This is a genomic window from Sphingomonas sp. SP4 (genome assembly GCF_058313375.1).
Map to the genome: position 1 here is coordinate 847,200 of NZ_JBZFLE010000002.1, position 22,608 is coordinate 869,807.

The window sequence follows — 22,608 nt, forward strand, 5'->3', positions numbered from 1 at the left end:
CCAGCTTTCTATCCCGATCCCGAATGGCTCGTTCGCGCCCTACAGCTGCCTCATCAGGGCGCTCCACTTTCAAGACGGTCCTTAAGGGCCTGATCTATGGCGGCGTCCTGGCGGTCCTCGGGCTCGTCGTCGCCGTGGCAGTCGCCGTCGCGTACCTGCCGAGCTATTCGGAACTGACGAAGCGCAACGACCTGGGCCAGATGATCCGCGTGCGCGCTGCGAACGGGGCGGTACTGGTTTCGCTCGGCCCTAGCTTCGGCAAATGGCTATCCTACGACCAGATCCCGCCGGAGATGCGCGCCGCGCTGATTTCCACCGAGGACCGCCGCTTTCGCAGCCACATCGGCGTCGATCCGATTGGCATCGCGCGCGCCCTCGGCGCCGCCGTTGCGAAGAACCACCGTGTTAGTGCGACGTCGACCATCACGCAGCAGCTGGCGCGCAACATCTTCCTGACGAACAACCGCAGCTATGGGCGCAAGATCAAGGAAGGGATCCTGGCGCTCGCGCTTGAGCGCAAGTTCACCAAGGACCAGATTCTCGAGCTCTACCTCAACCGCGTCTATTTCGGCGGCGGCGCCTACGGGATCGACGCGGCATCGCGGAAGTTCTTCGGTCACGGTGCGGACCATCTGAGCCTAGGCGAAGCGGCGATCATTGCTGGCCTGGTCAAAGCTCCGTCGAACTATTCGCCGACGGCCGACGTCGAAGCCGCCCGCTCTCGGTCAGGCGTAGTCCTGCAGACCATGGTGCGGAACGGCTTCATCACGCCGGAAGCCGCAGCGGCCGTGGACCCGGCTAGCATCCGCATCCAGCAGACTGCCAACAACAACAATAGCATTCGCTACTTCACCGACTGGGCCCTGCCGCAGCTCGACCAGCTGATCGATCAGACTCAGGAACCGATCGACGTCTGGACGACGCTCGATCCAGGTATGCAGGCGGCCGGAGACCGAGCGATCAGGGCCAATGCACCTGACGGTGCGCAGGGCGCGCTCGTGGCCCTCGACCGCGATGGTGCTGTCCGGGCGATGGTCGGCGGCAAGGATTACGTCGACTCGATCTACAACCGGGCGACGCAGGCGACGCGCCAGCCGGGTTCGGCGTTCAAGCTATTCGTCTACCTGGCAGCGCTCGAATCGGGGATGAAGCCGACCGACACGATCGTCGACGAGCCCGTGACTATTAACGGCTGGAGCCCGCGAAACTCCACTCGGACCAATCTTGGGCCGGTGACGCTGCGCGAAGCCTTCTCTCGCTCCATCAACACGATCAGCGCCAAGATCGGCGAGCAACTCGGATTCTCGACGATCGCGGACATGGCACGGCGGTTCGGGATCACAACGCCGATCTCGACCTTCCCGTCGATGGTGCTCGGCAGCAGTGACGTTCGCCTGATCGAAATGACGCGCGCCTTCGCGTCGGTGAACAACAAGGGCGTAGCAGTCACACCTTATGGCATCCGGCGAGTCGTCACCGCCGATGGCCGGGTGATCTACAATCACGAAAATGAGGAAGAGCGGGTGCTGGTCGCGCCGTGGGTTGCGGCTGAAATGACCGACCTCTTGCAGTCGGCGGTGCTCAGCGGAACCGGTCGGGCGGCGCAGATCGGCCGCCCAGTTGCCGGTAAGACCGGAACGACAAGCTCGAACAAGGACGGCTGGTTCATCGGCTTCTCCAGCGGCCTCACCACCGGCGTGTGGATGGGCCGTGACGACGCGCGCGCAGTCGCCGGGCTTCAGGGGGGCACCGCTCCAGCGCGAGCGTTCCACGATTTCATGTCCGTCGCCGTCGCCCGCAGGCCGATCGAACAGTTTGAAACCCAGGTGCCGATTCCGGACTGGCAGCTGACGCCGGAAGAAGAAGCGTTTGGCGATGCCACAGTCGACGAAAATGCCATTCAGCCGCAGCTCGTGGACGAGAATGGCATGCCAATTGCGATGCCGCCGCAAGAGCAAGGCTATCCGCAGCAGCAGCCCATGGTGCGCCCGGACGGGACGGGCGAGCCGACGCAGCAGGAACTCGATCGAGCATTCCCGCCGCAGCAGCAATATCCGCAGCAGCAGCGGCAGGCGCCGCCTCCGCAGGCTCAGCCGCAGCCGCGGCCGAGCAATGATCCGTTAGCGCCCGCGCCCGATGCGTCGGAGCCGCGGACCAATCCGTTTTAGGATCGACTTCGCTTCTGAAAGTCCCGGCCCGAACAGGCGAGCCTCCAGCGCCTTGAACTTCGCGCTGTGGTCGAGGTGCTTCAGATGCGCGACCTCATGTGCGACGACGTAACGGCGAACCTGCGGCGGAGCGAGGATGAGCCGCCAGCTCAGGCGAATGCGTCCGGTCGAGGAACAGCTTCCCCAACGGGTGCCGGCGTCGCCGATGCTGACCGGACCATGCTGAACGCCGGCGGCCTCGGCATATTCAGTCACTTCCGCCGACATGGTCTTCAGCGCGAGTGCCTTCAGGAATGATTCCACCCGCCGCGCCAGACCAGCCTCGGGACCGCCGCAGTGCAATTGGCCATCAGACAATATCGGCGTTCGTCGGGCCTTTTCATCCCACACGATCAGCGTGTCGCGCCCCTCGATGGGAATGACCGAGCCGGCGGCGAATGGTTCGGCGGGAAGTGCTCTTGCGAGCTGGGCCTCGAGCCAGTCGCGCTGGTCTAACGCCCATCTCAAGGCCGTCCGCCGGCTCATTCGAGCCGGACAGGTCAACTTCAGTGTCCCGCTCGAATCGTCGAAACGAAGCCGCATCCGCCGGGCCGTGCGCATCGGGCGGATTTCAATCGGAACGGGAAGCGCCGCTTCCAAAGCGGCTTCAGAGCGCGCGGTCGACCACATGATATTCGAGTTCGCCTGCGTCCTCTTCGCTCACGGTCCAGCCGCGCGTCGACTGTCCGGCCTCGTGCACGGTCTCGCGGCTGCCGGAGATAAGGTAATGCCATTCGGGAAGCGCCTTGCCTGCAGCGCGCAGCCGATAGGCACAAGTTTCAGGAAGCCAGTCCAAGCCTGCCAGATTCTTGCGGTCGAGCTTCACGCAATCCGAAACGCGCTTCATCCGGTGTTTGTAGTCGACGCAGGTCCCGTTCCTCCGGTCGAGCAGCTTGCAGGCGACGTTGGTCGCGTAGAGCAGGCCAGTCTCTTCATCCTCAAGCTTATGCACGCAGCATCGCCCGCAGCCGTCGCACAGGGCCTCCCATTCGCCACGATCGAGCGCGACGAGCGGTTTCTCCCAAAATGGCGTGTCGGCATTCATGACAAAGGCAGCCTTGCTCTGCTACGCGGACCCGATCAAGCGGGTCACTCAGGGCAATAGATAGTGAAACCAGTCAGCTTTACCATTCTTGCGGCAGCCGCCATGTCGATCATCTCTGCGCCCGCGGCAGCGCAGCTCGGCACCGACAAAGGCTTGGAGTTCGTCACGGCGGTCAAGGACCGTGACGGCGGCAAGGCCGAAGAGCTGCTCGGCGGCAATCCCAAGCTGCTGGTCAATGCCCGCGATGCCGAAGGAAATACCGCACTGTTGATCGCGGTGGCCCGGAGCGACGATACCTACACCGGCTACCTGCTCAACAAGGGCGCTGATCCAAATCTGGGAGCCAGGAAGGGCGGTGACACGCCGTTGATCATAGCTTCTCGCCTCGGCTTCACACAGGGCGTCGAATGGCTCCTCACCATGGGGGCCAAGGTCGATGGTACGAACAAGATGGGCGAGACTCCGCTGATCACCGCGGTCGTCCAGCGGCAACCGATGGTCGTGCGGATGCTCCTCGCTGCAGGCGCGGATCCGGACAAAACCGATACCGCCGCAGGCTACTCGGCGCGCGACTATGCCAAGCGCGATCCGCGGGCTCGCGACATTCTCGGAATGATCGAAGCGAAGAAGCCCTCGCCCAAGAAGTAGCTAGTTCGCGTCGCCCAACGAAGGATCGATCTGCGCCGACAGTCGGCGCGCGGCTCGGCGCGCGAACCGCAGCACTTCGGCCTTGCGCCTTGCCGGAGCCATCGGGCGATGGGCTGCATCCCTGACCACTGCGGCGTCATACCGATCGGCAACGATCAGGCCGGCCTCCCCGGGGAGATATCTCTCTTCCTCGAGGATGCGCGCGAGATGGGGCGGCACCGCCCAGAAGAAGCGGTCGCAATATTCGAGATAGTCGAACCATTTGCCGTCACCGAGCAAGTCGGCCTTGGCGACCTTGATCTCGACAATGGTCAAACCGCCCTTCGAGTCGATCGCCATGAGATCGGCGCGCCGGCCATTCGGCAGCGGCATCTCACACACGGCGAACAGATCCTGCCGGCAGAACAGGCGAGTCACGCCGCGGGCAACCTCGGCCGCGATCGGTGGAATGTCGTTGAAACAGGAAGAATCGGGCCGCGTTGCCATGCGGTCAGCCTAGAACATCGCTAGAACATAGCCAACCGCGCACAAAGAAAAACGGGCGAGCCGAAGCCCGCCCGTTTCGCCCCCAGACCTCCTACCGTTTAGCGGTAGAAGACGTGATTGCCGATCGACGCGACGCGCTTGGCGTGCCAGCCCGGCGAAACATAGCGGGCATGGAAGAACAACGCGTTGCCGACCGCGGATTCCTTGAGGTTCTGGTCGACGATCTTCGCGATCGCCACCGCCGTCTGCCACTGGCTGTTCGACCGCGGCACCGAAGGAAGCCTTCCGCCGTGGACGAATGAGAATTGCCCGCGCTGGAACAGCACGCCGCAATAGGTCGGCGGGAAGCGGCCGCGGCTTGCGGCACGGTTCGCGATGACCCGGCCCACCGCCAGCTGCCCGGCGAGCGGCTCGCCCTTCGATTCGAAGTAGATGCCGGTGGCGAGGCATTCGAGCTCGCGGCTTCCGGCTTCAGAGCCCCTCAACTGAGCAACCATCGCCGGGAGGTCGCCGCCAACCTTGGGAGCAATTGCGTCGGACTGGGCGACGGCATCGTCGCTGTCCCGGTCGTCAGACGCCTGAGATTTGGAATCGGAAAGTTGGGGTTCGCCCTGAGTGTCGAGCAGCTCGGGAACCGGAACTTTCGGAAGATCGGCCACAGCGTAGGCAGCCGGAGAGTCAACAGTTGGTCCAGCCTGAGCCGGAGCGATAGAAGCTGCACTGAGCGCAGCAACAAACAGCAACGCTGGTCGAAGCGTAAGCAACATAAAGGCCGTGAAATTGCGGTGAACCGCCCGAAAAAACGAAGGCTTAATTACTCGCGAATACTTCCGCTTTTCGCCCCTCGGCTGTTCCCCGTCTCGCGTGGCATTCCTGCTCGATTTCCCCGCGCAGAATGCCCCCCGCTCTTGTTGTTGAGCGAGGTGTCCCCCGGGCAGACCTCAGGGTCAACCCGCAGAGGTCGTTTCAGCGATGAACCGTTCGGGGTGCGCGATATCCAGTTCCACAGCCCACAAATCCTCGTCGAATCGTGTTCGGCGAGCGAGGAATTCCCCGATTTCGACGGAACTCGACGATTCGGTGGGCCCAGCGGCCTGCCAGGAGTAGCTGCCGTCGAGCGACAAGACACGCTCCAAGCACGCAATGTGGCGGCCCCGACTGTTGATCAGCAAAAGCAACGAGCCGCGATCAGGATCGCCCTTGCGCAGTACGATCCCGAAGTCGCCGGCCGCCTCGGCGCGGCGCAGAATCGCTGCGACTTCAAGGTGAGCGGGAAGCCGCTCGGTGCTCAAGCGGCGTCGCGCTCATCCGCGCCCATCAGCACGGCAGCAAGCGCATCGCGACTTCGCGCGCCACGAACCTTCTCCAGCGTCGCGATGTTGCGCGTCACACGGCTGATCGCCGCAAGCGCCTTCAGATGCTCGGCTCCAGCATCCACCGGCGAGAGAAGCAGGAAGACCAAGTCGACCGGGCGGCCGTCGATCGCCTTATAGTCGATCGGCTCGCTCAGGCGGGCGAACAGACAGTAGATCCGGTTGAGCCCGTCTATCTTACCATGCGGGATGGCAACGCCCTGCCCGAATCCGGTGGACCCCAGCTGCTCGCGTTCCGACACGCTTGCGAGGATCGCCGCCTGATCGAGCCCGAGCCGTTGGCCAGCGGCGTTCGCCAGCTGCTGAAGCAGCGAGCGCTTGTTGCCGCCGGAAAGGCTGGTCTTGATCGCGTCGAAGTCGAGGAAATCGGCAAGCTGCATGCTCGTAACTCGTCATTGGTGCGACCTGTCGCACCTGGCCGGTTGTTGTTTCAGTATCGTCTTAGCGGGTGCGAGGTTCCACCCAGCCGATATTCCCGTCTTCGCGACGATAGATCATGTTGAACTCACCCGTGCCGCTGTTCTTGAACAGCAACGCGTTGGTGTTCCTGAGATCCATCAGCATCACGGCGTCGGAAACGCTGGATTCGGGGATATCGACGCGGGTTTCGGCGACGATTGCCGGCGCATCGGCTTCCTCTTCCTCCGACTGACCCGGTTGGAAGATCGTGTAGGACGCATTCTCGACGAATGCTTGGGCATCCTCGTCGACCTTATGCTCCTTGAGCCGCGTCGTGTAGCGCCGCAGCTGCTTCTCGATCCGGTCGGCGGCGCCATTGAAGGCGATCTCCGGCTCGCGGCCGCTATAAGTGGCCTTCAGCACGACCCCGTTCACGACCGGAGCGACGATGTCGCACGTGTAATCGTTGTTCGGCCCACGCCCGAAGGTGACGTTGGCCCCTACTGCTCTGGAAAAATGCTTTTGGGTGATTTCGGCGATCCGGCGCTCAGCATGTTCGCGCAGAGATTCGCCCGTGTCGACTTGATGTCCAGCGACCCGAACGTCCACTTTTGTAGCTCCTCAATCGACGCGGGGCGGCGTTAGGCCCGCCCGCATGATGCCGTCAACTCGCGCTGGCGAACTGTGCCCAGAGCGGATTGATTAGCTGGGAGATAAACGCGCGATGGCGGGCAAGTTCCTCTTCGCCCGCGAAGTGCGGCCGCGCTGGGCGTGGCTCGCGAATGGTAACCGGGCGCGACGATGGTTGAACCGCGACGCTGCCCGCTTCGGCGACCAGGCCAAGGCCGATCTGCCGGCCGCCGGTCAGCTCGACATAGACTTGCGCAAGCAGTTGCGCGTCGAGGAGCGCACCGTGCTTGACGCGATGGCTGCGGTCGATTCCGAAGCGCATGCACAAGGCGTCGAGGCTGTGCTTGGCACCCGGGTGCCTCATCCGCGCAAGCTGAAGCGTGTCGACCATGCGGCTGGCGGAGACAAGCGGCCGACCGCATTTCTCGAGCTCGAAGTTCAGAAAGCCGAAATCGAAGCCCGCATTGTGAGCGACGAGGGGCGAGTCCCCGATGAACTCGAGCAGCTCCTCGACCCGCTCATTGAAGCGCGGCTTGTCCGACAGGAAAATCGTGCTGAGGCCGTGCACCGCTTCAGCCTCGAACGGCATGTCGCGGTCGGGATTGAAATAAGCGTGGAAGTGCCGGCCGGTTTCGACACGATTGTAGATCTCGATGCAGCCGATCTCGACCATGCGATCACCGGTCGCCGGGTTCAGCCCAGTGGTCTCAGTATCGAATACAATTTCACGCACGCGTGAATCTATCCACCCACCGCGATTCCGAGACAAGCGAGAATATCCCTGACCTGCGCCTCAGTTGTGGATAGGTCTCCGCTGGTGTCGATGACGAAGTCAGCATGCGCTCTTTTCTCGGCATCTGGCATTTGACGGGCGAGTATCGAGTCCAGCTTGTCCTCCGTCATCCCGGGTCGCCGGAGGACCCGCGTGCGCTGGACGTCAGATGGGGCGGACACGACGACGACCTTGTCGAACTCCTTTTCTCCGCCAGTCTCGAAAAGAAGAGGGATATCGAAGAGCAGGGCCGGGGCGTCTCGGTTCTTGTCGATAAAGGCCTGCCGCGCGTCGTGGACTGCGGGGTGCACAATCTGTTCGAGATTAGTGAGCTGCTCGGGGTCGTCGAGGACAAGGCCGGCCAGCTTGTCGCGGTCGAGCACACCGCTGTGGACCGTTCCCGGGAATTGCTCGCCGATGCGTTCGACGAGCGCTCCGCCAGGACCCTGCAGGCTCCTGACCTCGGCGTCGGCGTCGAACACGGGAATGCCCGCGCGCTCGAACATGTCTGCGACGGTGGACTTGCCCATGCCGATCGAACCAGTCAGCGCGATCCGGATCACGACAGCAGCAATCCTTGCTGGCGGAGAGCGCCGAGCAGTGGAATCAACGGCATGCCTAGGATCGTGAAGTAGTTGCCGTCGATCCTGTCGAATAGTTGCACACCGCGTCCCTCCATCCGAAAAACGCCGACACAATATCCCACCTCAGGCCATTCCGCGTCGAGATAGGTCTCGATAAACTCATCCGATAATGCGCGGACATACAGGCGTGCGGTGTCGACGTGCGACCAGCCCACTTCGCCATTGCGTATCAAGGCAACAGCGCTCGTCAGCTTCATCTCCCTGCGGGAGAACAATCGCAGGTGCGCTGCGGCATCTTCACGGGAAGCGGGTTTGTCGAAAAGTCGCCCGTCCACGCTGACGACGCTGTCGCTTCCAATCACCATGGCTTCCGGGCGGCGGGAGCCGACGTCCAGCGCCTTCGCTTCTGCCAGCCGAGCCGCGACTTCCTCGGGTAAAATCAGGCGTGCCTTGACCTCATCTTCATCCACGCGCGACGGAATCGCCTCATATTCGACGCCGGCAGCGTCGAGCATCTGGCGCCGGATAGCGCTCGAGGAAGCAAGAATCAGGGCCACGGATAACCTTGTGGAAAACTGCCATTGGAAAGCTAGCGCGATGCTGGGGACCCACTCAACCGCTCGATTGCACGGTTCCGCTCTTCAACTGTTCAAAGATTCATCCACGGGGACAGATTCAATCCTCAGCCTGTGAATCATGGGAGCATTAACGCCCGACTCGCGGTGTCTCCGAGAGAAGCGCCACCGGGGCCATGTTGGCAATTCCGGAAGCGCCGCCTAAACCCCGCCATCCCGCAGCCAATTACATCATCAATCTTATTCTATATTTATATAAAGGGAGAGAAGGGGTGCCTTCGAAGCCTGGCGAACAGGTGAACGTCCAGGCGGACAAGCCCATGCTTTCGGTCCTCCGTGGTGAGCGGAGAGACCCTCCGCCAATGTGGATGATGCGCCAGGCAGGAAGGTACTTGCCGGAATATCGCGCGCTGCGTGAGCAGAAGGGCGGCTTCCTCGATCTTGTCTATGACAGCGACGCCGCGGCGGAGATCACGCTTCAGCCGTTAAAGCGCTTCCCGCAGCTCGACGCCGCGATCCTCTTCTCGGATATTCTGATCGTTCCATTCGCGATCGGGCAGAATTTGACCTTTGTCGCGGGCGAAGGACCACGGCTTACGCCGCCGCTCCTCAATGCGAACCTGGACGACCTGACCGAATATACCGCGCGGCTTGGGCCGATTTACGCCACCGTGACCAAGGTCCGGGCGGTACTCGACCCATCAAAGACGCTCATAGGGTTTGCTGGGAGCCCGTGGACGGTCGCCACATACATGGTGGCGGGGCACGGTAGTCGAGAGCAGGCTGAGGCCCGCCGCTTCGCTTACACCGATCCTGGGGCGTTTGGAGCAATCATAGAGCGCATCGAGAATGTGACTCTGGAATATCTGTCGGGGCAAATTGAAGCGGGTGCCGAAGTTGTGCAGCTTTTCGATAGCTGGGCGGGCAGCCTTTCACCGGCGCAGTTCGAGGAATGGGTGATCGGTCCGACTTCCCGTATCGTCGCCGAACTGCGTAAACGCCATCGTGGCGTTCCGATTATCGGTTTTCCAAAGGGCGCAGGAGCCAAGCTCTCGGCTTATGCCCGTGAGACGGAAGTGACCGCCTTAGGGCTCGACGAAACGGTCGATCCGGTCTGGGCTGCGAAGACACTGCCGGCCAGCCTGCCCGTCCAAGGCAATCTCGATCCGTTGGCGCTGATCGCAGGCGGCGAGACGTTGCGGTCCGCAGTCAGCCGCATCCTTGACGCATTCGCCGAGCGTCCTCACATCTTCAATCTGGGCCACGGGATTTTGCAGGACACGCCGATCGCCCACGTCGAAGAGCTGCTCGCGCTCGTGAAGGGGGATTAGTGCCGCACCTGACAGGCTTCCTTGGCTTGGCCTATCCATGGGTAAAGGCTGCCCACGTCACCTTCGTGATTTTCTGGATGGCCGGCTTGTTTCTGCTGCCTCGCTTCTACGTTTATCATCAGGAAGCGGCAGTGGGCTCGCCCGAGGACCGCGCCTGGATCGAGCGCGAGGCTCGGGTCCGTTCAATCATCCTGACGCCGGCGATGCTGTTGGTATGGGTCCTGGGTCTCATGCTCGCGTTCAACGTGGATGCGTGGAGCCAAGGCTGGTTCCACGCAAAGCTGGCCATGGTGATCGCCCTGAGCGGTTATCAAGGCTGGCTGGTCGGCTATGGCAAGAAGCTCGCCAACGGTCAGCGGCCGCTTTCTGGCAAGGCTGTTCGCATGATCAACGAGATCCCCGGCATCGCTGCGGCGATCATCGTCGTGCTGGTGATTGTTCGCCCGTTCTGAACCGTCTGGCGCTGCACATCGCAGCGACTGATTGACACAGGTCCCGGCTGAACATACCTCGAATCACGACGGGCTCCCCGGTCAGTTCCATTCTTCACCGGAAATCCGTTGTCCAACAGGCGGCGTCCTGCCGCACGCGCTTTCGATTTCGTGAAGCCCAGAATCTCCCGTTGAAGACTCTTCCCCAAGAAAAGAACGACCTATGCATTTGAAAGATTTGAAAAAGAAAACACCCGCCGACCTCGTCGCGATGGCTGAGGAGATGGGGGTCGAAGGCGCGTCGACGATGCGCAAGCAGGACCTCATGTTCTCCATCCTTAAGGTCCAGGCCGAAAACGGCGTCGAGATCATGGGTGCAGGCACGATCGAGGTGCTGAACGACGGCTTCGGCTTCCTCCGGTCGCCCGAAGCCAATTATCTCGCGGGCCCGGACGATATCTATGTCGCGCCGTCGGTCGTCCGCCGTTTTGGTCTTCGTACCGGCGACACGGTCGAGGGTGAGATCCGCGGTCCCAAGGAAGGCGAGCGCTATTTCGCTCTAACCCGCGTCACGTCGATCAACTTCGACGATCCCGAGACCGTCCGCCACCGTGTCAATTTCGACAATTTGACGCCGCTCTATCCGGACGAGAAGCTGAAGCTCGATACGCTCGACCCGACTATCAAGGACAAGTCGGCGCGCGTCATCGACATCGTTTCGCCGCTCGGCAAGGGTCAGCGCGCGCTGATCGTCGCGCCGCCGCGCACCGGTAAGACGGTGTTGCTGCAGAACATCGCGCGCGCGATCACCGACAACAATCCCGAGGTGATCCTCATCGTGCTGCTCATCGACGAACGGCCCGAAGAAGTTACGGACATGCAGCGCTCGGTGAATGGCGAGGTTATTTCCTCGACTTTCGATGAGCCCGCGTCGCGCCACGTCCAGGTTGCCGAAATGGTAATCGAAAAGGCCAAGCGTCTGGTCGAGCACAAGAAGGATGTCGTCATCCTCCTGGACTCGATCACCCGCTTGGGTCGTGCCTATAACACGGTTGTGCCGAGCTCAGGCAAGGTGCTGACCGGCGGTGTCGATGCCAATGCCTTGCAGCGTCCGAAGCGCTTCTTCGGTGCGGCGCGCAACATCGAGGAGGGCGGTTCGCTCTCAATCATCGCAACTGCGCTGATCGACACCGGCTCCAAGATGGACGAAGTCATCTTCGAAGAGTTCAAGGGCACCGGTAACAGCGAAATCGTTCTCGACCGCAAGGTCGCCGACAAGCGGATCTTCCCGTCGCTGGATGTCGGAAAGTCTGGCACCCGCAAGGAAGAGCTGCTGGTCGAACAGGGAACGCTGACCAAGATGTGGGTGCTGCGCCGCATCCTCATGCAGATGGGTACCGTCGACGCGATGCAGTTCCTTCTCGACAAGATGAAGGACGCCAAGTCTAACGAGGACTTCTTCGCGTCCATGAACCAGTAAGCGTATGGTCTTTCCGAGCCTGAATTTTGGGGCGGTCCTGACCGCCAGCGGGCTCGCGAAGCTGGGCCAGATCATCATCGGCGACCTCACGATGGCGGGCGACAATGTCGTCATCATGGGGTCGCTGGCGTCTGGCCTGCCACCAAAGGACCGGCGCAAGGTATTGATGCTCGGCGTCGGCATGGCGCTGGTCTTCCTTGTCACCTTCGCGGTGATCGCGACGCAGCTGCTTCGGATCACTGGGCTGGTGTTCGCCGGCGGGTTCCTGCTGCTGTGGGTCGCCTACAACATGTTCCGGGAGCTGCACCCGGCGAAAACCGTCGTCTGTGACGATCCGGAAACGCCGGCAGTCGAAGGGCCGCCACGGACCAAGACTTTCTTCCAGGCGGCGGTGCAGATCACCATCGCGGACCTCAGCATGAGCCTGGACAACGTGCTGCTTGTGGCCTCGATCGCACGCAACGAGCCGGCGCTACTCTTCATCGGCCTGACTTTCTCGGTGCTCTTCATGGGGTTCGCTGCCAATTACGTGGCGAAGCTCATCCAACGTTATCATTGGATCAATTACATTGGCCTGGCGGTCATTCTCTGGGTAGCGCTCCACATGATCTACGAGGGCTGGGTCGGCGGAGAGAACGTACTGGGCTTGAGGACCGTGCTCAGCCTCGACTAGGGTCTGTCGATGGACCTCACTGCCTATCTGACGCCGAGCGCGATCACAGCGTTCTTCGAGATCCTCTTCATCGACATCGTGCTCGCGGGCGACAATGCGATCGTCGTGGGTGCACTCGCTGCCGGACTGCCTGCCGAACAACGCCGCAAGGTTATCATGATCGGCGTCCTCGCGGCGCTGGTCCTGCGAATCGCCTTCGCTCTCGTTGTGACGCAGCTTCTGCAGATCGTGGGCCTCGTGTTCGCCGGCGGTCTGCTGCTGCTCTGGGTCGCCTGGCGCATGTATCGCGAACTGCGTGATCCTCATGAGAATCCTGGGTCTGCGGAAATCGTTGGGGACGAGCATTCGGGCGTGCGAATGCCCAAGAGCTTCGCTCAGGCCGCCTGGGGCGTTGCTTTGGCCGACGTCAGCATGAGCCTGGACAACGTGCTTGCTGTGGCGGGCGCCGCGCGCGACCACCCTTATATCCTTGTGTTCGGACTCATCCTTTCGGTGATTCTGATGGGTTTGGCCGCCAACGTGATCGCCAGGTACATCGATCGCTATCGCTGGATTGGCTGGGGCGGGCTGCTGGTGATCCTCTGGGTTGCGCTGAAGATGATCTGGGAGGGCGCTCACGACGTTGCTCCGGTGATCAAGCCGCTCCTCACCTAAGCGCATGGACACAATCTTCGCCTTGTCGAGCGGGCGCCCACCGGCGGCCGTCTCGATCATCCGTGTCAGCGGACCGGCAGCGCATGACGCGGGTAGGCGCTTGGCCGGTTCGCTTCCGGAGGCGCGAACTGCCTCAGTGAGAGAATTGCGGCATCCGGAGACAGGCGATTTGCTGGATGAGGCGCTCGTCCTGCGCTTCGACGGGCCTGCAAGCTCGACGGGCGAGGATGTACTCGAACTTCAATGCCATGGCGGTCGCGCGATCGTCGATGCCCTGTTGTCAGCTTTAGGTTCGCTTGAGGGCTTAAGACAGGCGCAGCCCGGGGAGTTCACGCGACGGGCCTTCGAGAATGGTCGGATCGATCTGACGGAAGCGGAAGGGCTGGCTGACCTAATCGAGGCCGAGACCGAAGCTCAGCGCAAATCGGCGCTCGCGATGGCGGAGGGCGGACTAAGGAAACAAATCAGCTCATGGCAGGCGCAAGTGCTCGATCTGTCCGCCCGGGCTGAGCGGGCCATCGACTACGATGAGGATGATGTCGAAACCGACCCGCAATTGCTCGCATCCTGCACCGCATTGGCCGAGGAGTTGCACGCCTGGCTCGAGCGGCCGCGTGCCGAACCCCTGAAGGACGGTGTCCGCGTCGTGATCGCCGGACCACCCAACGCTGGAAAATCTAGTCTTATCAATATGATAGCTGGAGATGAGCGGGCAATCGTCACCGATGTGCCGGGAACGACGCGGGACCATATCGAGATTCCACTTTCGTTGGATGGAATACCGATCTTGCTCACGGATACGGCTGGATTGCGAGAGACGGATGATATTGTAGAGTCCATCGGCGTTGAGCGTGCTTCGATGCTCGCGCGTGGCTCAGATGTCCTTGTCTGGCTTGGTGAGCCAGACGATGCGCCTGCGCACGATCGGCTCATTAGAGTGCATGCCCAATGTGACCGCGCCGAGCGCGCTCGTGCACCCGCGGGATCTGTTGCCGTTTCGGCCGTGACTGGCGCGGGGATTCGCACGCTAATGGGCCGGATCGGAGAGCTAGCCCGTGGGGTGCTCCCCGGTGAGGGGGCTATTGCCTTGAACCGGCGCCAAGTGGAGCATGTCACTGAAGCGGCGACCGCAATGCAGGAGGCGGTTTCGACCTCCGACGTCGTGCTGGTCGCTGAGCAATTGCGTCGAGCGCGGGGTGCCTTGGACCGGTTGACCGGGAGAGCAGGGGTCGAAGCTTTACTGGACGCACTTTTCAGCCGTTTTTGTCTGGGCAAATAGCCGGGTGTTTCACGTGAAACGTTGATGCGGTAAGGCGCAGCCGATGTACGACGTATTGGTTATTGGTGCGGGTCACGCTGGCTGTGAAGCTGCAGCTGCGGCTGCACGTCGTGGCGCGCGCGTTGGCCTCCTAACCTTTCGCACTGAAGACGCCGGGCAGATGTCGTGCAATCCGTCGATTGGCGGGGTCGGCAAGGGCCACCTGGTCCGCGAACTGGACGTCTTCGATGGACTAATGGCGCGAGCCGCCGACCGAGCGGCTATCCACCGGCGCATGCTCAACAGGAGCAAAGGCCCTGCTGTTTGGGGTCCGCGCCTTCAGGCGGATCGCCAACTTTATAGGGCAGCCATTGGCGAGCTCCTGCGCGAGAATCAGGTCGACCTGGTCGTTGCGGAGGCCAAGCGCCTGATCATCCGCAAGGGGCGAGTAGCCGGCCTCGAGACGAGCGCGGGCTCGTTGTCATGCCGGGCGTTGATAGTCGCGACAGGGACGTTTCTCGATGCCCGCATGTTTGTGGGTGATGAGATCACCGTTGGCGGGCGGCGGGGCGAGAGTGCTTCGGTGCCGTTGGCGGCTCAGATCCGAGAGATCGGATTAGGACAGGGGCGGCTCAAGACCGGTACGCCGCCCAGGCTGGATGGACGCACCATTGACTGGTCACGCCTTGAAGAGCAGCCGAGTGATCCCGAGGCGTGGACGATGTCGGCGCTGAATGGCGGGTTTCAGCAGCCGCAACTGTGCTGTGCGATCACGCGGACAAATGAACGTACGCACGAGATCATTGCTTCAAACTTCGATCGCTCGCCGCTCTTCGCCGGGGCGATTGAAGGGCGGGGTCCGCGATACTGCCCTTCGATCGAGGACAAGGTGAAGCGCTTCGCTGAGCGCGATGCGCATCAGATCTTCCTCGAGCCAGAGGGTCTGAGCGATCACCTGGTCTATCCCAACGGCATATCGACCTCCCTGCCCATGGATGTGCAGCGGGATTTCGTCCGCAGCATTGCGGGTCTTGAGCGGGTGAAGATCGTTCGCCCGGGCTATGCGGTGGAATATGAGTTTGTCGATCCCCGTAGGCTAAATGGCACCCTGGAGGTGAGGGACGTCCCGGGCCTGTTCCTCGCGGGCCAAATCAACGGCACCACCGGTTACGAAGAAGCCGCAGCCCAGGGCTTGGCCGCTGGTCTGAATGCCGTTGCCTCCGCGCTAGATCTGGATGAGGTCAGGTTCGATCGCCGTACCAGCTATATCGGCGTGATGATTGATGACCTCACGCTTCAAGGCGTGAATGAGCCATACCGCATGATGACGGCCCGGGCTGAGTATCGCCTTTCGTTGCGCGCCGACAATGCGACGAGCCGCCTTGGGGAACTCGCGTTGAGTGCAGATTGCGTTTCTCCCAAGCGCCGAGAGGCAATCGAAATCCACTTTGCTGACCGATCGAGTGCGGCTTGGGTAGAGACTGAGGAAGGCCGTGCTGATGCGCTCTACGCACCATATGTCGCGAGGCAGCAGCGGGAATGGGAAGTCGTCCAGCGCGACTCTCGAGTGTGGATTCCCCTCGGGTTTGATTACGGCTCAGTCCCTGGTCTCTCGACGGAGATGACCGAGCGCCTGAATGCAGCGCGACCAGAATCATTGGACCAGGCATCGCGTGTTGCAGGCGTTACACCAGCTGCTCTTTCCGCTGTTTATGTTGCCGTTAGTCGTCGCGCCGCAGCGTGATTGATCAACTCTCGGAAGCTGCGGGGCGCCCTGTTTCACGTGAAACATTCAGGCGGCTTGAGACATACGCGGAACTCCTCCGGGCTGAAGCACGCCGGCAAAATCTGATCTCAGCCTCGACGCTAGACGACCTGTGGAATCGTCACATCATTGACTCCGCGCAACTGGCGAGATTCGAACCGCGGCCAGGAGCTTCTTGGGCGGATATCGGGGCGGGTGCTGGGCTTCCCGGCATTGTATTGGCCTCCCTTTTGGAGGGGCCAATCACTTTGGTTGAACCACGGCGGTTACGTGCGGAGTTCCTGAAATCGGTCGCTGCCACCCTCGGACTCCGCGTAACTGTCGAATCAGCGAAGGCCGAGAGCGTGCGTGGCCATTTCGACGTGATCACCGGTCGGGCGGTCGCATCCCTCTCGCGTTTCCTCAGCATGTGCGACCATCTGTCCACAAGAAAGACGCTTTGGGTGCTTCCCAAGGGCCGCAGTGCGCAATCCGAACTGGAAGAGGCGAGGCGCTCATGGCAAGGTGTGTTTCACGTGGAACACAGCATTACGGACCCGGAAGCGAAAATCGTGGTCGGTAGCGGGGTGAGGGCGAAGAGGTGATGAACCGGATCGCGGTGGCCAACCAAAAGGGTGGCGTGGGCAAGACGACGACGGCGATCAATCTTGCCACGGCGCTTGCCGCAATCGGATGGCGTGTCCTTCTGGTGGATCTTGATCCGCAGGGTAACGCGTCCACGGGGCTCGGTGTAGGACCGTCGGAACGCCATCGTTCCAGCTACGACGTGCTAATCGGATCGGCGTCGGTCATCGAAGCGATGGTGCCTACGCGAGTGCCCCGGCTTGATCTCCTCCCGGCTACCGTGGATCTGTCGGGCGCAGAAGTCGAAATGGTCACACTCGAGGATCGTGCTCACCGTCTCGACAAAGCGCTGGCCGCAGCTTCGGCCCGTTGGGACATTTGCCTCATCGACTGTCCGCCGTCCTTGGGGCTGCTGACCGTCAACGCTCTGGTGGCGGCGCGGAACGTGCTAGTGCCCCTGCAGTGCGAGTTCTTCGCACTCGAGGGGCTTAGCCAGCTTCTTCAGACCGTCGAGCGCATCCGCGCTGCTTTTAACCCAGAGCTATCCATCCTTGGTGTTGCCCTGACGATGTTCGACCGCCGCAACAATCTTTCACAGGCTGTCGCTGAAGACGTTCGGGCGTGCCTCGGCGCCGTGGTCTTCGAGACCATCGTCCCGCGCAACGTTCGACTCTCGGAAGCGCCAAGTCATGGTCTGCCTGCGTTGATCTATGACCTGAAGTGTCCCGGCTCAGAAGCTTACGTGCGCTTGGCCAAGGAACTGATCGCGCGGCTGCCGCAGGTCGCGGAGGCCGCATGAGCACCGAACGCAATAGAGGGTTAGGCAAGGGGCTTTCAGCGCTGCTTGGCGATGCCCAGCGGCCGCAAGCGCAGGACGCACCGGGCGAGGGTCGGGGCGGCGTCCGTGAAGTCGAGATTGCTCGTATCCGGCCGAACCCAAACCAGCCGCGCATGCACTTCGACGAAGAAGCGATCAGCGAGCTCGCCGATTCCATTGCGGAACGCGGAGTCCTCCAGCCCATCTTGTTGAGGTCGGTGGCCGACGGTTTCGAGATCGTGGCCGGCGAGCGTCGCTGGCGCGCAGCGCAAAAGGCCCGGCTCCACGTCATCCCAGCCATCGTTCGTGATATCGACGAGGCTTCGATGGCCGAGTTGGCGCTGATTGAAAACATTCAGCGCGAGGACCTGAACGCAATCGAGGAAGCCGAGGGCTATAAGCAGCTCATCGATCGCCATGGCCACACCCAGGACAATGTCGCCAAGCTGGTGCACAAGTCACGCAGCCATGTCGCTAACCTGTTGAGACTACTTGATCTTCCCGAGTTTGTTCGGCGGTCACTCCTCAACGGTGAGATTAGCATGGGACACGCCCGCGCGGTTGCGGCAGCGCCAGATCCTGAGGCACTGACCCAGGAGATCGTTGCGCGCGGTCTGTCCGTCCGGCAGGCCGAAGATCGCGCGAAGCAAGCCAAGCAGATTGGTCCTGGCCACGACATTGGCCGCGCCAGCGCTCGAAATGCCGCCAAGACTGTCGACGCGGACCTCGCCGCGCTGGAGCGCCAGCTGGGCGACATCCTCGGCCTCAAGGTCGTGGTGACTCATAAAGGGCAGGGCGGGACGGTGACGCTGCATTACTCGAGCCTGGATCAGCTCGACATGGTGTGCCAGCGACTGTCCGGCGAACCGATTTAGCCTAGCGTCGGCGAGCTTCGCGAGCGATCGCGAGCAGCTCTTCTCCAAGCGCTTCCTGTTGCGGCGCCGGGTCGAACATCAGGCCGCGTTCGAGCCTTCCAGCACGCTCCGCTACCTTGGCCAAACGCTCTGCATTCCACTGTGCAAGCATTCGCCCAACTATCGCCTTATCCTTCCAGAACAAAGACTTACCTAATGACGTCATGACGGCGTCCGCGCTTTCACCTTGCTCAACCCGCGCTCTCGCTGGAGCCAGCATCAGAAGTCTGCGTTGCAGTGAACGAACCACCGGAATCGCCTCGGAGCCCCCGGGAACCAGCCGCGATAGCTCTTCTGCAAGCTCATCGATTTCACCGCTCAGCGCCAGGTCGGCGAGACGGAGCATGTCGCCTTCCGCCGCATCTGTCCCGACCGCGTCGATCGCGACGTGATCCAACTCCTTCGGGGTCTGCGGAGACGCATCGAGATAGATGGCGAGCTTCTGCAGCTCCTGGCTCACAAGCGCCTGATCGTTGCCTGCAGAGTCGGCAATCCGGGCAGCGACGGTTGGACTCACTTTGAGGCCGAAGCTGCGGCCCACTTCTGCGACCATGCGCTCGGCGTCTTGTCCTTCGGGCATGTAGGCGGCGAAAGCGGCCGCATGCGGCGAAGCTTCGGCGAGCTTAAGAAGCGCAGAGGTCTTGCGAAGCGCTCCGGCGATCGCGACCACAGGGCTCTCGACCGAAGTCGCCTCGAGCAGGGCCTCCACACCGCTGGCGATCTCGTCACCTGCAGGTTCAACCCATATGACTCGAGAGTCGCCGAAGAGGCTCATCGCACCTGCTTCGTCTGCTAATGTGGCTGGGTCCGACTTTACCGTCCCGGAGGCAACCGCAAACTTCGTGGCTCCAAGCGAACGGACGAGCCGCTGCCCCAATGCACGCGATTGAGCATCGTCAGGGCCGTGGAAAAGATAGAAACGGATCGCCGAGTTAGGTTGATCGACGGCCCGGCCGATCGACTGCTTGGAGAGCTTCACTTCGCCTGCTGCGTCCGCACCGCATAGACGGCCAGGCGCGAAACAATCTGATCGGCCACCTCGTTCGCTAGCAACTCCAGGCCGGTCTGTTCCGCCGCGAGCGTCGCATATGGAGAACTGACGATATCGATCGACGTATCCGAACCGGCAGTCGCGTCGAGCACGACCATTCCGTTCGACATGTTGACGAGCTGATAGCGGGCACGAAGGGTCCGCCGCTCCTGCGTGGCTGCCTGGTCCCGGCGAAGTCCGTAGGAGGTGATGTTGTCGTCCAGGGTGACGACGAGCCGATAGGTTGCAGTGCCTTCACCGGCCTGCCCCAATCGGTCGACCAACTTTGTGCGCACCAGCCATCCCGGATGGCCAGGGATCGGAGCCACTGCGACCGACCGCATAACGGCAGCCGCGGCGCTGTCTGTGCCGCCACCGTAGAGCGGATGGAGCCCGCACGACGGCAGCAACAGCATAGCGACGATCAGGCCCGCGCGGCGCATCATGCGACGATATTCACCAGCCTGTCGGGAACCACAATGACCTTGCGCGGTGCCGCGCCCTCGAGTTGACGTTGCACCTTCTCCGAAGCGAGCGCGAGCGCTTCTGCAGCAGCTTTGTCGAGGCCGCGAGGCGCCGTGAGCGTATCGCGCAACTTGCCATTGACCTGCACGGCCAGGGTCACCTGGTCGTCGACAAGCAAAGCGGGATCGAACGCGGGCCATGCTGCATCAGCGATCAGCTCTTCGTTACCGAGCAGTGCCCAAGCCTCCTCTGCGAGGTGCGGCGCCATCGGCGCGACCAGCAGGATCAACGTGCGGATTGCTTCCGTCCGCGTCACGGATGGCTTCGCCTTCTCGATCGCCGTCACAAGCTCGTAGAGCTGCGCAATCGCCTTGTTGAACTGCAGACCTTCGATCGCCTCGCCGACCGCAGCGATGGTTCGGTGAAGCTTGCGGGCAAGATCCTGATCCTCGCCGGCCGCGTCAGCGCCTGAGCTTGCGAGCTTCCAAACGCGCTGCACAAAGCGCGATGCGCCCTCAATCCCGCCTTCGGACCATTCAAGGTCGCGCTCCGGCGGACTGTCGGACAGCATGAACCAACGCACCGCATCCGCGCCGTACTTCGCGAGGATAGGTTCAGGATCGATCGTGTTGCGCTTCGACTTGGACATCTTCTCGACGCGGCCGGTCGTGACCGGCTGACCGCTTTCAATGTGAACCCAGTCGTCGCCGTCCTTGCGGACCTCGTCGGGGCTCAGCCAGCTGCCGTCTCCGGCGCGATAGGTCTCGTGCGTAACCATCCCCTGGGTGAATAGGCCTTTGAACGGTTCGGAGATGCCGATTTCGCCCAGGTGCTCCAGCGCGCGCGTCCAGAAACGGGCGTACAACAAGTGCAGGATCGCGTGCTCTACGCCGCCGATATATTGAGCGACCGGAAGCCAGGCGGCGGCTTCGGCAGCATCGAACGGCCGATCTTTGGGCTGGCTAGCGAAGCGGATGAAGTACCAACTCGAGTCGACGAACGTGTCGAGCGTGTCCGTCTCTCTCGTCGCGGCACCGCCACAACTGGGGCAGTCGACGCGCTTCCACGTGGGATGGCGGTCCAACGGATTGCCCGGCGTTTTGAAGTCCACGTCGTCGGGAAGAACCACTGGAAGCTGGTCTCGCGGCACCGGCACTGCACCACAAGTGGGGCAATGAATGATCGGGATCGGCGTGCCCCAGTAACGCTGACGGGAGACGCCCCAATCGCGGAGGCGATAGGCAGTCGTTCCCTTGCCCCAGCCGGCCTGCTCGGCCCGGCGAATCACTTCCGCCGCCGCTTTCTCCGTCGTGAGGCCGTCGAGAAACTGCGAGTTGACGGCAACGCCGTGCTCCTTCTCCGCCTCGTCGCCGATCGGCTCTGAGGCGAGATGCGTATTTGCCGCAACGACGCGCCGAATCGGTAATTGATATTGCTTCGCGAACTCAAAATCGCGCTGATCGTGGCCGGGAACGCCGAAGATTGCTCCCGTTCCGTAGTCCATCAGTACGAAGTTCGCGATGTAGACTGGGAGACGCCACTCCGGGTCGAGTGGATGGACCGTCTCGATTGCAGTCCGATAGCCTTTCTTCTCGGCAGTCTCGATCTCGGCGGCGCTGGTTCCGCCCGCGCGACACTCAGCGATGAACTCTGCCGCCTTCGCATCAGCGGCAGCTGCAGCTTGGGCAAGCCGGTGATCGGCAGCCACCGCTACGAAGCTCGCGCCGAAGATCGTGTCGGGCCGCGTCGTGAAGACCTCGACATCGCTGATTCCGTTGATCTGCTCCGCCAGGCGGAAGCGGAACTGAAGACCGCGGCTCTTACCGATCCAGTTCTCCTGCATCAGCCGGACCTTCTCGGGCCATCTGTCGAGCGTCCCGAGACCTTCAAGCAATTCGTCTGCGAACTGCGTGATCTTGAGGAACCACTGGTTGAGCTTGCGTCGCTCGACCACCGCGCCTGAGCGCCAGCCTCTGCCGTCGATCACCTGCTCGTTGGCGAGCACGGTCATGTCGACCGGGTCCCAATTGACCTCGCTCTCCTTGCGATAGACCAGTCCTGCGTTGAACAAATCGAGAAAGAGCGACTGCTCGTGGCCGTAATAAGCAGGGTCGCAGGTCGCGAGCTCTCGGCTCCAGTCTAGAGCAAAGCCGATCCGCTTCAGCTGATCCCGCATTGTTGCGATGTTTGCCCAGGTCCATTCGCCCGGGTGCACACCGCGTTCCATCGCAGCATTTTCGGCCGGCATTCCGAAAGCATCCCATCCCATGGGGTGAAGCACTTCATGGCCCTGCATCCGCCGATATCGGGCAATCACGTCGCCCATCGTGTAATTGCGCACATGGCCCATGTGGATGCGCCCCGACGGATAGGGAAACATCTCAAGCACGTAGGTCTTCGGCTTGGGACTCGCGCTGTCGGCAGCGAAGCTTCCCTGCTCCTCCCAGCGCGCCTGCCAGCGGCGGTCGGCCTCAGCCGCGTTGAACCGGCTGCTCATGTCGGGCGAA

25 protein-coding genes are annotated in these 22,608 nt (G+C 62.1%); 12 read left to right on the plus strand and 13 right to left on the minus strand.

The genetic code is table 11. The features are described from left to right. The first annotated feature begins 23 nt into the window (after positions 1-23). A complete protein-coding gene (locus AC4GYV_RS13610; RefSeq protein ID WP_491101236.1) occupies positions 24-2,168 on the plus strand; it encodes a transglycosylase domain-containing protein in 2,145 nt (714 codons plus the stop codon). On the opposite strand, the gene AC4GYV_RS13615 is transcribed toward AC4GYV_RS13610, so the two are convergent. Continuing rightward, positions 2,121-2,693: a M48 family metallopeptidase gene (locus AC4GYV_RS13615; protein ID WP_491101237.1), complete on the minus strand. Its 573-nt coding sequence runs from the start codon at positions 2,691-2,693 to the stop codon at positions 2,121-2,123. The genes AC4GYV_RS13610 and AC4GYV_RS13615 overlap by 48 nt on opposite strands. 121 nt (positions 2,694-2,814) lie before the next feature. Next, positions 2,815-3,252 carry a YcgN family cysteine cluster protein gene (locus tag AC4GYV_RS13620; RefSeq protein WP_491101238.1) on the minus strand — a complete coding sequence of 146 codons (438 nt, stop codon included), beginning with the start codon at positions 3,250-3,252 and terminating at the stop codon, positions 2,815-2,817. A 63-nt stretch (positions 3,253-3,315) separates the two neighbouring features. Here AC4GYV_RS13620 and AC4GYV_RS13625 point away from each other — a divergent pair, with 63 nt between their 5' ends. After that, a complete protein-coding gene (locus AC4GYV_RS13625; RefSeq protein WP_491101239.1) occupies positions 3,316-3,900 on the plus strand; it encodes an ankyrin repeat domain-containing protein in 585 nt (194 codons plus the stop codon). On the opposite strand, the gene AC4GYV_RS13630 is transcribed toward AC4GYV_RS13625, so the two are convergent. From AC4GYV_RS13630 to AC4GYV_RS13665, 8 genes are all read right to left on the minus strand, one after another. Continuing rightward, a complete protein-coding gene (locus AC4GYV_RS13630; RefSeq protein ID WP_491101240.1) occupies positions 3,901-4,386 on the minus strand; it encodes an MmcB family DNA repair protein in 486 nt (161 codons plus the stop codon). It lies immediately after the preceding gene. 98 nt (positions 4,387-4,484) lie between these two features. Next, on the minus strand, positions 4,485-5,045 hold the full coding sequence (locus AC4GYV_RS13635) for a cell wall hydrolase (protein ID WP_491101241.1): 561 nt from the start codon (positions 5,043-5,045) through the stop codon (positions 4,485-4,487). A 288-nt stretch (positions 5,046-5,333) separates the two neighbouring features. Beyond that, on the minus strand, positions 5,334-5,678 hold the full coding sequence (locus AC4GYV_RS13640) for a DUF1491 family protein (RefSeq protein WP_491101242.1): 345 nt from the start codon (positions 5,676-5,678) through the stop codon (positions 5,334-5,336). Beyond that, entirely contained in the window at positions 5,675-6,139 is a 465-nt protein-coding gene (locus AC4GYV_RS13645) for a PTS sugar transporter subunit IIA (RefSeq protein WP_491101243.1), read from the minus strand. Before AC4GYV_RS13645 ends, AC4GYV_RS13640 begins: the two co-directional genes overlap by 4 nt. Before the next feature lie 61 nt (positions 6,140-6,200). Continuing rightward, positions 6,201-6,767 carry a ribosome hibernation-promoting factor, HPF/YfiA family gene (hpf, locus tag AC4GYV_RS13650; RefSeq protein WP_491101244.1) on the minus strand — a complete coding sequence of 189 codons (567 nt, stop codon included), beginning with the start codon at positions 6,765-6,767 and terminating at the stop codon, positions 6,201-6,203. Between the two features lie 55 nt (positions 6,768-6,822). Beyond that, positions 6,823-7,521 (minus strand): DNA polymerase III subunit epsilon, encoded by a 699-nt coding sequence (dnaQ, locus tag AC4GYV_RS13655; RefSeq protein ID WP_491101245.1) that lies wholly within the window; start codon positions 7,519-7,521, stop codon positions 6,823-6,825. 8 nt (positions 7,522-7,529) lie between these two features. Next, entirely contained in the window at positions 7,530-8,123 is a 594-nt protein-coding gene (gene coaE / locus AC4GYV_RS13660; RefSeq protein ID WP_491101246.1) for a dephospho-CoA kinase, read from the minus strand. Next, entirely contained in the window at positions 8,120-8,701 is a 582-nt protein-coding gene (locus AC4GYV_RS13665; protein WP_491101247.1) for a Maf family protein, read from the minus strand. The genes coaE and AC4GYV_RS13665 overlap by 4 nt, the downstream gene beginning before the upstream one ends. Positions 8,702-9,039: 338 nt before the next feature. Here AC4GYV_RS13665 and hemE point away from each other — a divergent pair, with 338 nt between their 5' ends. The 10 genes from hemE to AC4GYV_RS13715 all read left to right on the plus strand — a co-directional run bounded on the left by hemE (position 9,040) and on the right by AC4GYV_RS13715 (position 18,567). Then, a complete protein-coding gene (hemE, locus tag AC4GYV_RS13670; protein ID WP_491101612.1) occupies positions 9,040-10,050 on the plus strand; it encodes a uroporphyrinogen decarboxylase in 1,011 nt (336 codons plus the stop codon). After that, the gene (locus AC4GYV_RS13675; RefSeq protein ID WP_491101248.1) at positions 10,050-10,502 is read left to right on the plus strand and encodes a CopD family protein; all 453 of its coding nucleotides are present in this window, start codon (positions 10,050-10,052) and stop codon (positions 10,500-10,502) included. Before hemE ends, AC4GYV_RS13675 begins: the two co-directional genes overlap by 1 nt. Before the next feature lie 202 nt (positions 10,503-10,704). Next, complete coding sequence (rho, locus tag AC4GYV_RS13680) at positions 10,705-11,961, plus strand: transcription termination factor Rho (protein WP_491101249.1); 1,257 nt, start codon at positions 10,705-10,707, stop codon at positions 11,959-11,961. 4 nt (positions 11,962-11,965) lie between these two features. Beyond that, a complete protein-coding gene (locus AC4GYV_RS13685; RefSeq protein WP_491101250.1) occupies positions 11,966-12,634 on the plus strand; it encodes a YjbE family putative metal transport protein in 669 nt (222 codons plus the stop codon). 9 nt (positions 12,635-12,643) lie between these two features. Continuing rightward, entirely contained in the window at positions 12,644-13,288 is a 645-nt protein-coding gene (locus AC4GYV_RS13690) for a TerC family protein (protein ID WP_491101251.1), read from the plus strand. A gap of 4 nt (positions 13,289-13,292) precedes the next feature. Further along, positions 13,293-14,567: a tRNA uridine-5-carboxymethylaminomethyl(34) synthesis GTPase MnmE gene (gene mnmE / locus AC4GYV_RS13695; protein ID WP_491101252.1), complete on the plus strand. Its 1,275-nt coding sequence runs from the start codon at positions 13,293-13,295 to the stop codon at positions 14,565-14,567. A gap of 43 nt (positions 14,568-14,610) precedes the next feature. Beyond that, on the plus strand, positions 14,611-16,290 hold the full coding sequence (gene mnmG, locus AC4GYV_RS13700; RefSeq protein ID WP_491101253.1) for a tRNA uridine-5-carboxymethylaminomethyl(34) synthesis enzyme MnmG: 1,680 nt from the start codon (positions 14,611-14,613) through the stop codon (positions 16,288-16,290). Continuing rightward, on the plus strand, positions 16,287-16,895 hold the full coding sequence (gene rsmG, locus AC4GYV_RS13705; protein WP_491101254.1) for a 16S rRNA (guanine(527)-N(7))-methyltransferase RsmG: 609 nt from the start codon (positions 16,287-16,289) through the stop codon (positions 16,893-16,895). The genes mnmG and rsmG overlap by 4 nt, the downstream gene beginning before the upstream one ends. Beyond that, on the plus strand, positions 16,895-17,674 hold the full coding sequence (locus tag AC4GYV_RS13710) for a ParA family protein (RefSeq protein WP_491101255.1): 780 nt from the start codon (positions 16,895-16,897) through the stop codon (positions 17,672-17,674). Before rsmG ends, AC4GYV_RS13710 begins: the two co-directional genes overlap by 1 nt. Further along, complete coding sequence (locus tag AC4GYV_RS13715) at positions 17,671-18,567, plus strand: ParB/RepB/Spo0J family partition protein (protein ID WP_491101256.1); 897 nt, start codon at positions 17,671-17,673, stop codon at positions 18,565-18,567. The genes AC4GYV_RS13710 and AC4GYV_RS13715 overlap by 4 nt, the downstream gene beginning before the upstream one ends. Position 18,568: 1 nt before the next feature. Here AC4GYV_RS13715 and holA read toward each other — a convergent pair whose 3' ends face one another. From holA to leuS, 3 genes are read right to left on the minus strand one after another with little or no spacing between them, the layout of a single operon-like run. Then, complete coding sequence (holA, locus tag AC4GYV_RS13720) at positions 18,569-19,585, minus strand: DNA polymerase III subunit delta (protein ID WP_491101257.1); 1,017 nt, start codon at positions 19,583-19,585, stop codon at positions 18,569-18,571. Further along, positions 19,582-20,082, minus strand: coding sequence for an LPS assembly lipoprotein LptE (gene lptE, locus AC4GYV_RS13725; protein ID WP_491101258.1), 501 nt, complete (start codon positions 20,080-20,082; stop codon positions 19,582-19,584). Before lptE ends, holA begins: the two co-directional genes overlap by 4 nt. After that, positions 20,079-22,598: a leucine--tRNA ligase gene (gene leuS / locus AC4GYV_RS13730; RefSeq protein ID WP_491101259.1), complete on the minus strand. Its 2,520-nt coding sequence runs from the start codon at positions 22,596-22,598 to the stop codon at positions 20,079-20,081. The genes lptE and leuS overlap by 4 nt, the downstream gene beginning before the upstream one ends. Between the last annotated feature and the right edge of the window lie 10 nt (positions 22,599-22,608).

Coding starts and splice junctions, on each gene's coding strand:
- AC4GYV_RS13610 (WP_491101236.1), top strand. CDS start 24: ATGGCTCGTTCGCGCCCTACAGCTGCCTCATCAGGGCGCTCCACTTTC.
- AC4GYV_RS13615 (WP_491101237.1), bottom strand. CDS start 2,693: ATGAGCCGGCGGACGGCCTTGAGATGGGCGTTAGACCAGCGCGACTGG.
- AC4GYV_RS13620 (WP_491101238.1), bottom strand. CDS start 3,252: ATGAATGCCGACACGCCATTTTGGGAGAAACCGCTCGTCGCGCTCGAT.
- AC4GYV_RS13630 (WP_491101240.1), bottom strand. CDS start 4,386: ATGGCAACGCGGCCCGATTCTTCCTGTTTCAACGACATTCCACCGATC.
- AC4GYV_RS13645 (WP_491101243.1), bottom strand. CDS start 6,139: ATGCAGCTTGCCGATTTCCTCGACTTCGACGCGATCAAGACCAGCCTT.
- hemE (WP_491101612.1), top strand. CDS start 9,040: ATGCTTTCGGTCCTCCGTGGTGAGCGGAGAGACCCTCCGCCAATGTGG.
- rho (WP_491101249.1), top strand. CDS start 10,705: ATGCATTTGAAAGATTTGAAAAAGAAAACACCCGCCGACCTCGTCGCG.
- AC4GYV_RS13685 (WP_491101250.1), top strand. CDS start 11,966: ATGGTCTTTCCGAGCCTGAATTTTGGGGCGGTCCTGACCGCCAGCGGG.
- AC4GYV_RS13690 (WP_491101251.1), top strand. CDS start 12,644: ATGGACCTCACTGCCTATCTGACGCCGAGCGCGATCACAGCGTTCTTC.
- mnmE (WP_491101252.1), top strand. CDS start 13,293: ATGGACACAATCTTCGCCTTGTCGAGCGGGCGCCCACCGGCGGCCGTC.
- mnmG (WP_491101253.1), top strand. CDS start 14,611: ATGTACGACGTATTGGTTATTGGTGCGGGTCACGCTGGCTGTGAAGCT.
- AC4GYV_RS13710 (WP_491101255.1), top strand. CDS start 16,895: ATGAACCGGATCGCGGTGGCCAACCAAAAGGGTGGCGTGGGCAAGACG.
- AC4GYV_RS13715 (WP_491101256.1), top strand. CDS start 17,671: ATGAGCACCGAACGCAATAGAGGGTTAGGCAAGGGGCTTTCAGCGCTG.
- lptE (WP_491101258.1), bottom strand. CDS start 20,082: ATGATGCGCCGCGCGGGCCTGATCGTCGCTATGCTGTTGCTGCCGTCG.
- leuS (WP_491101259.1), bottom strand. CDS start 22,598: ATGAGCAGCCGGTTCAACGCGGCTGAGGCCGACCGCCGCTGGCAGGCG.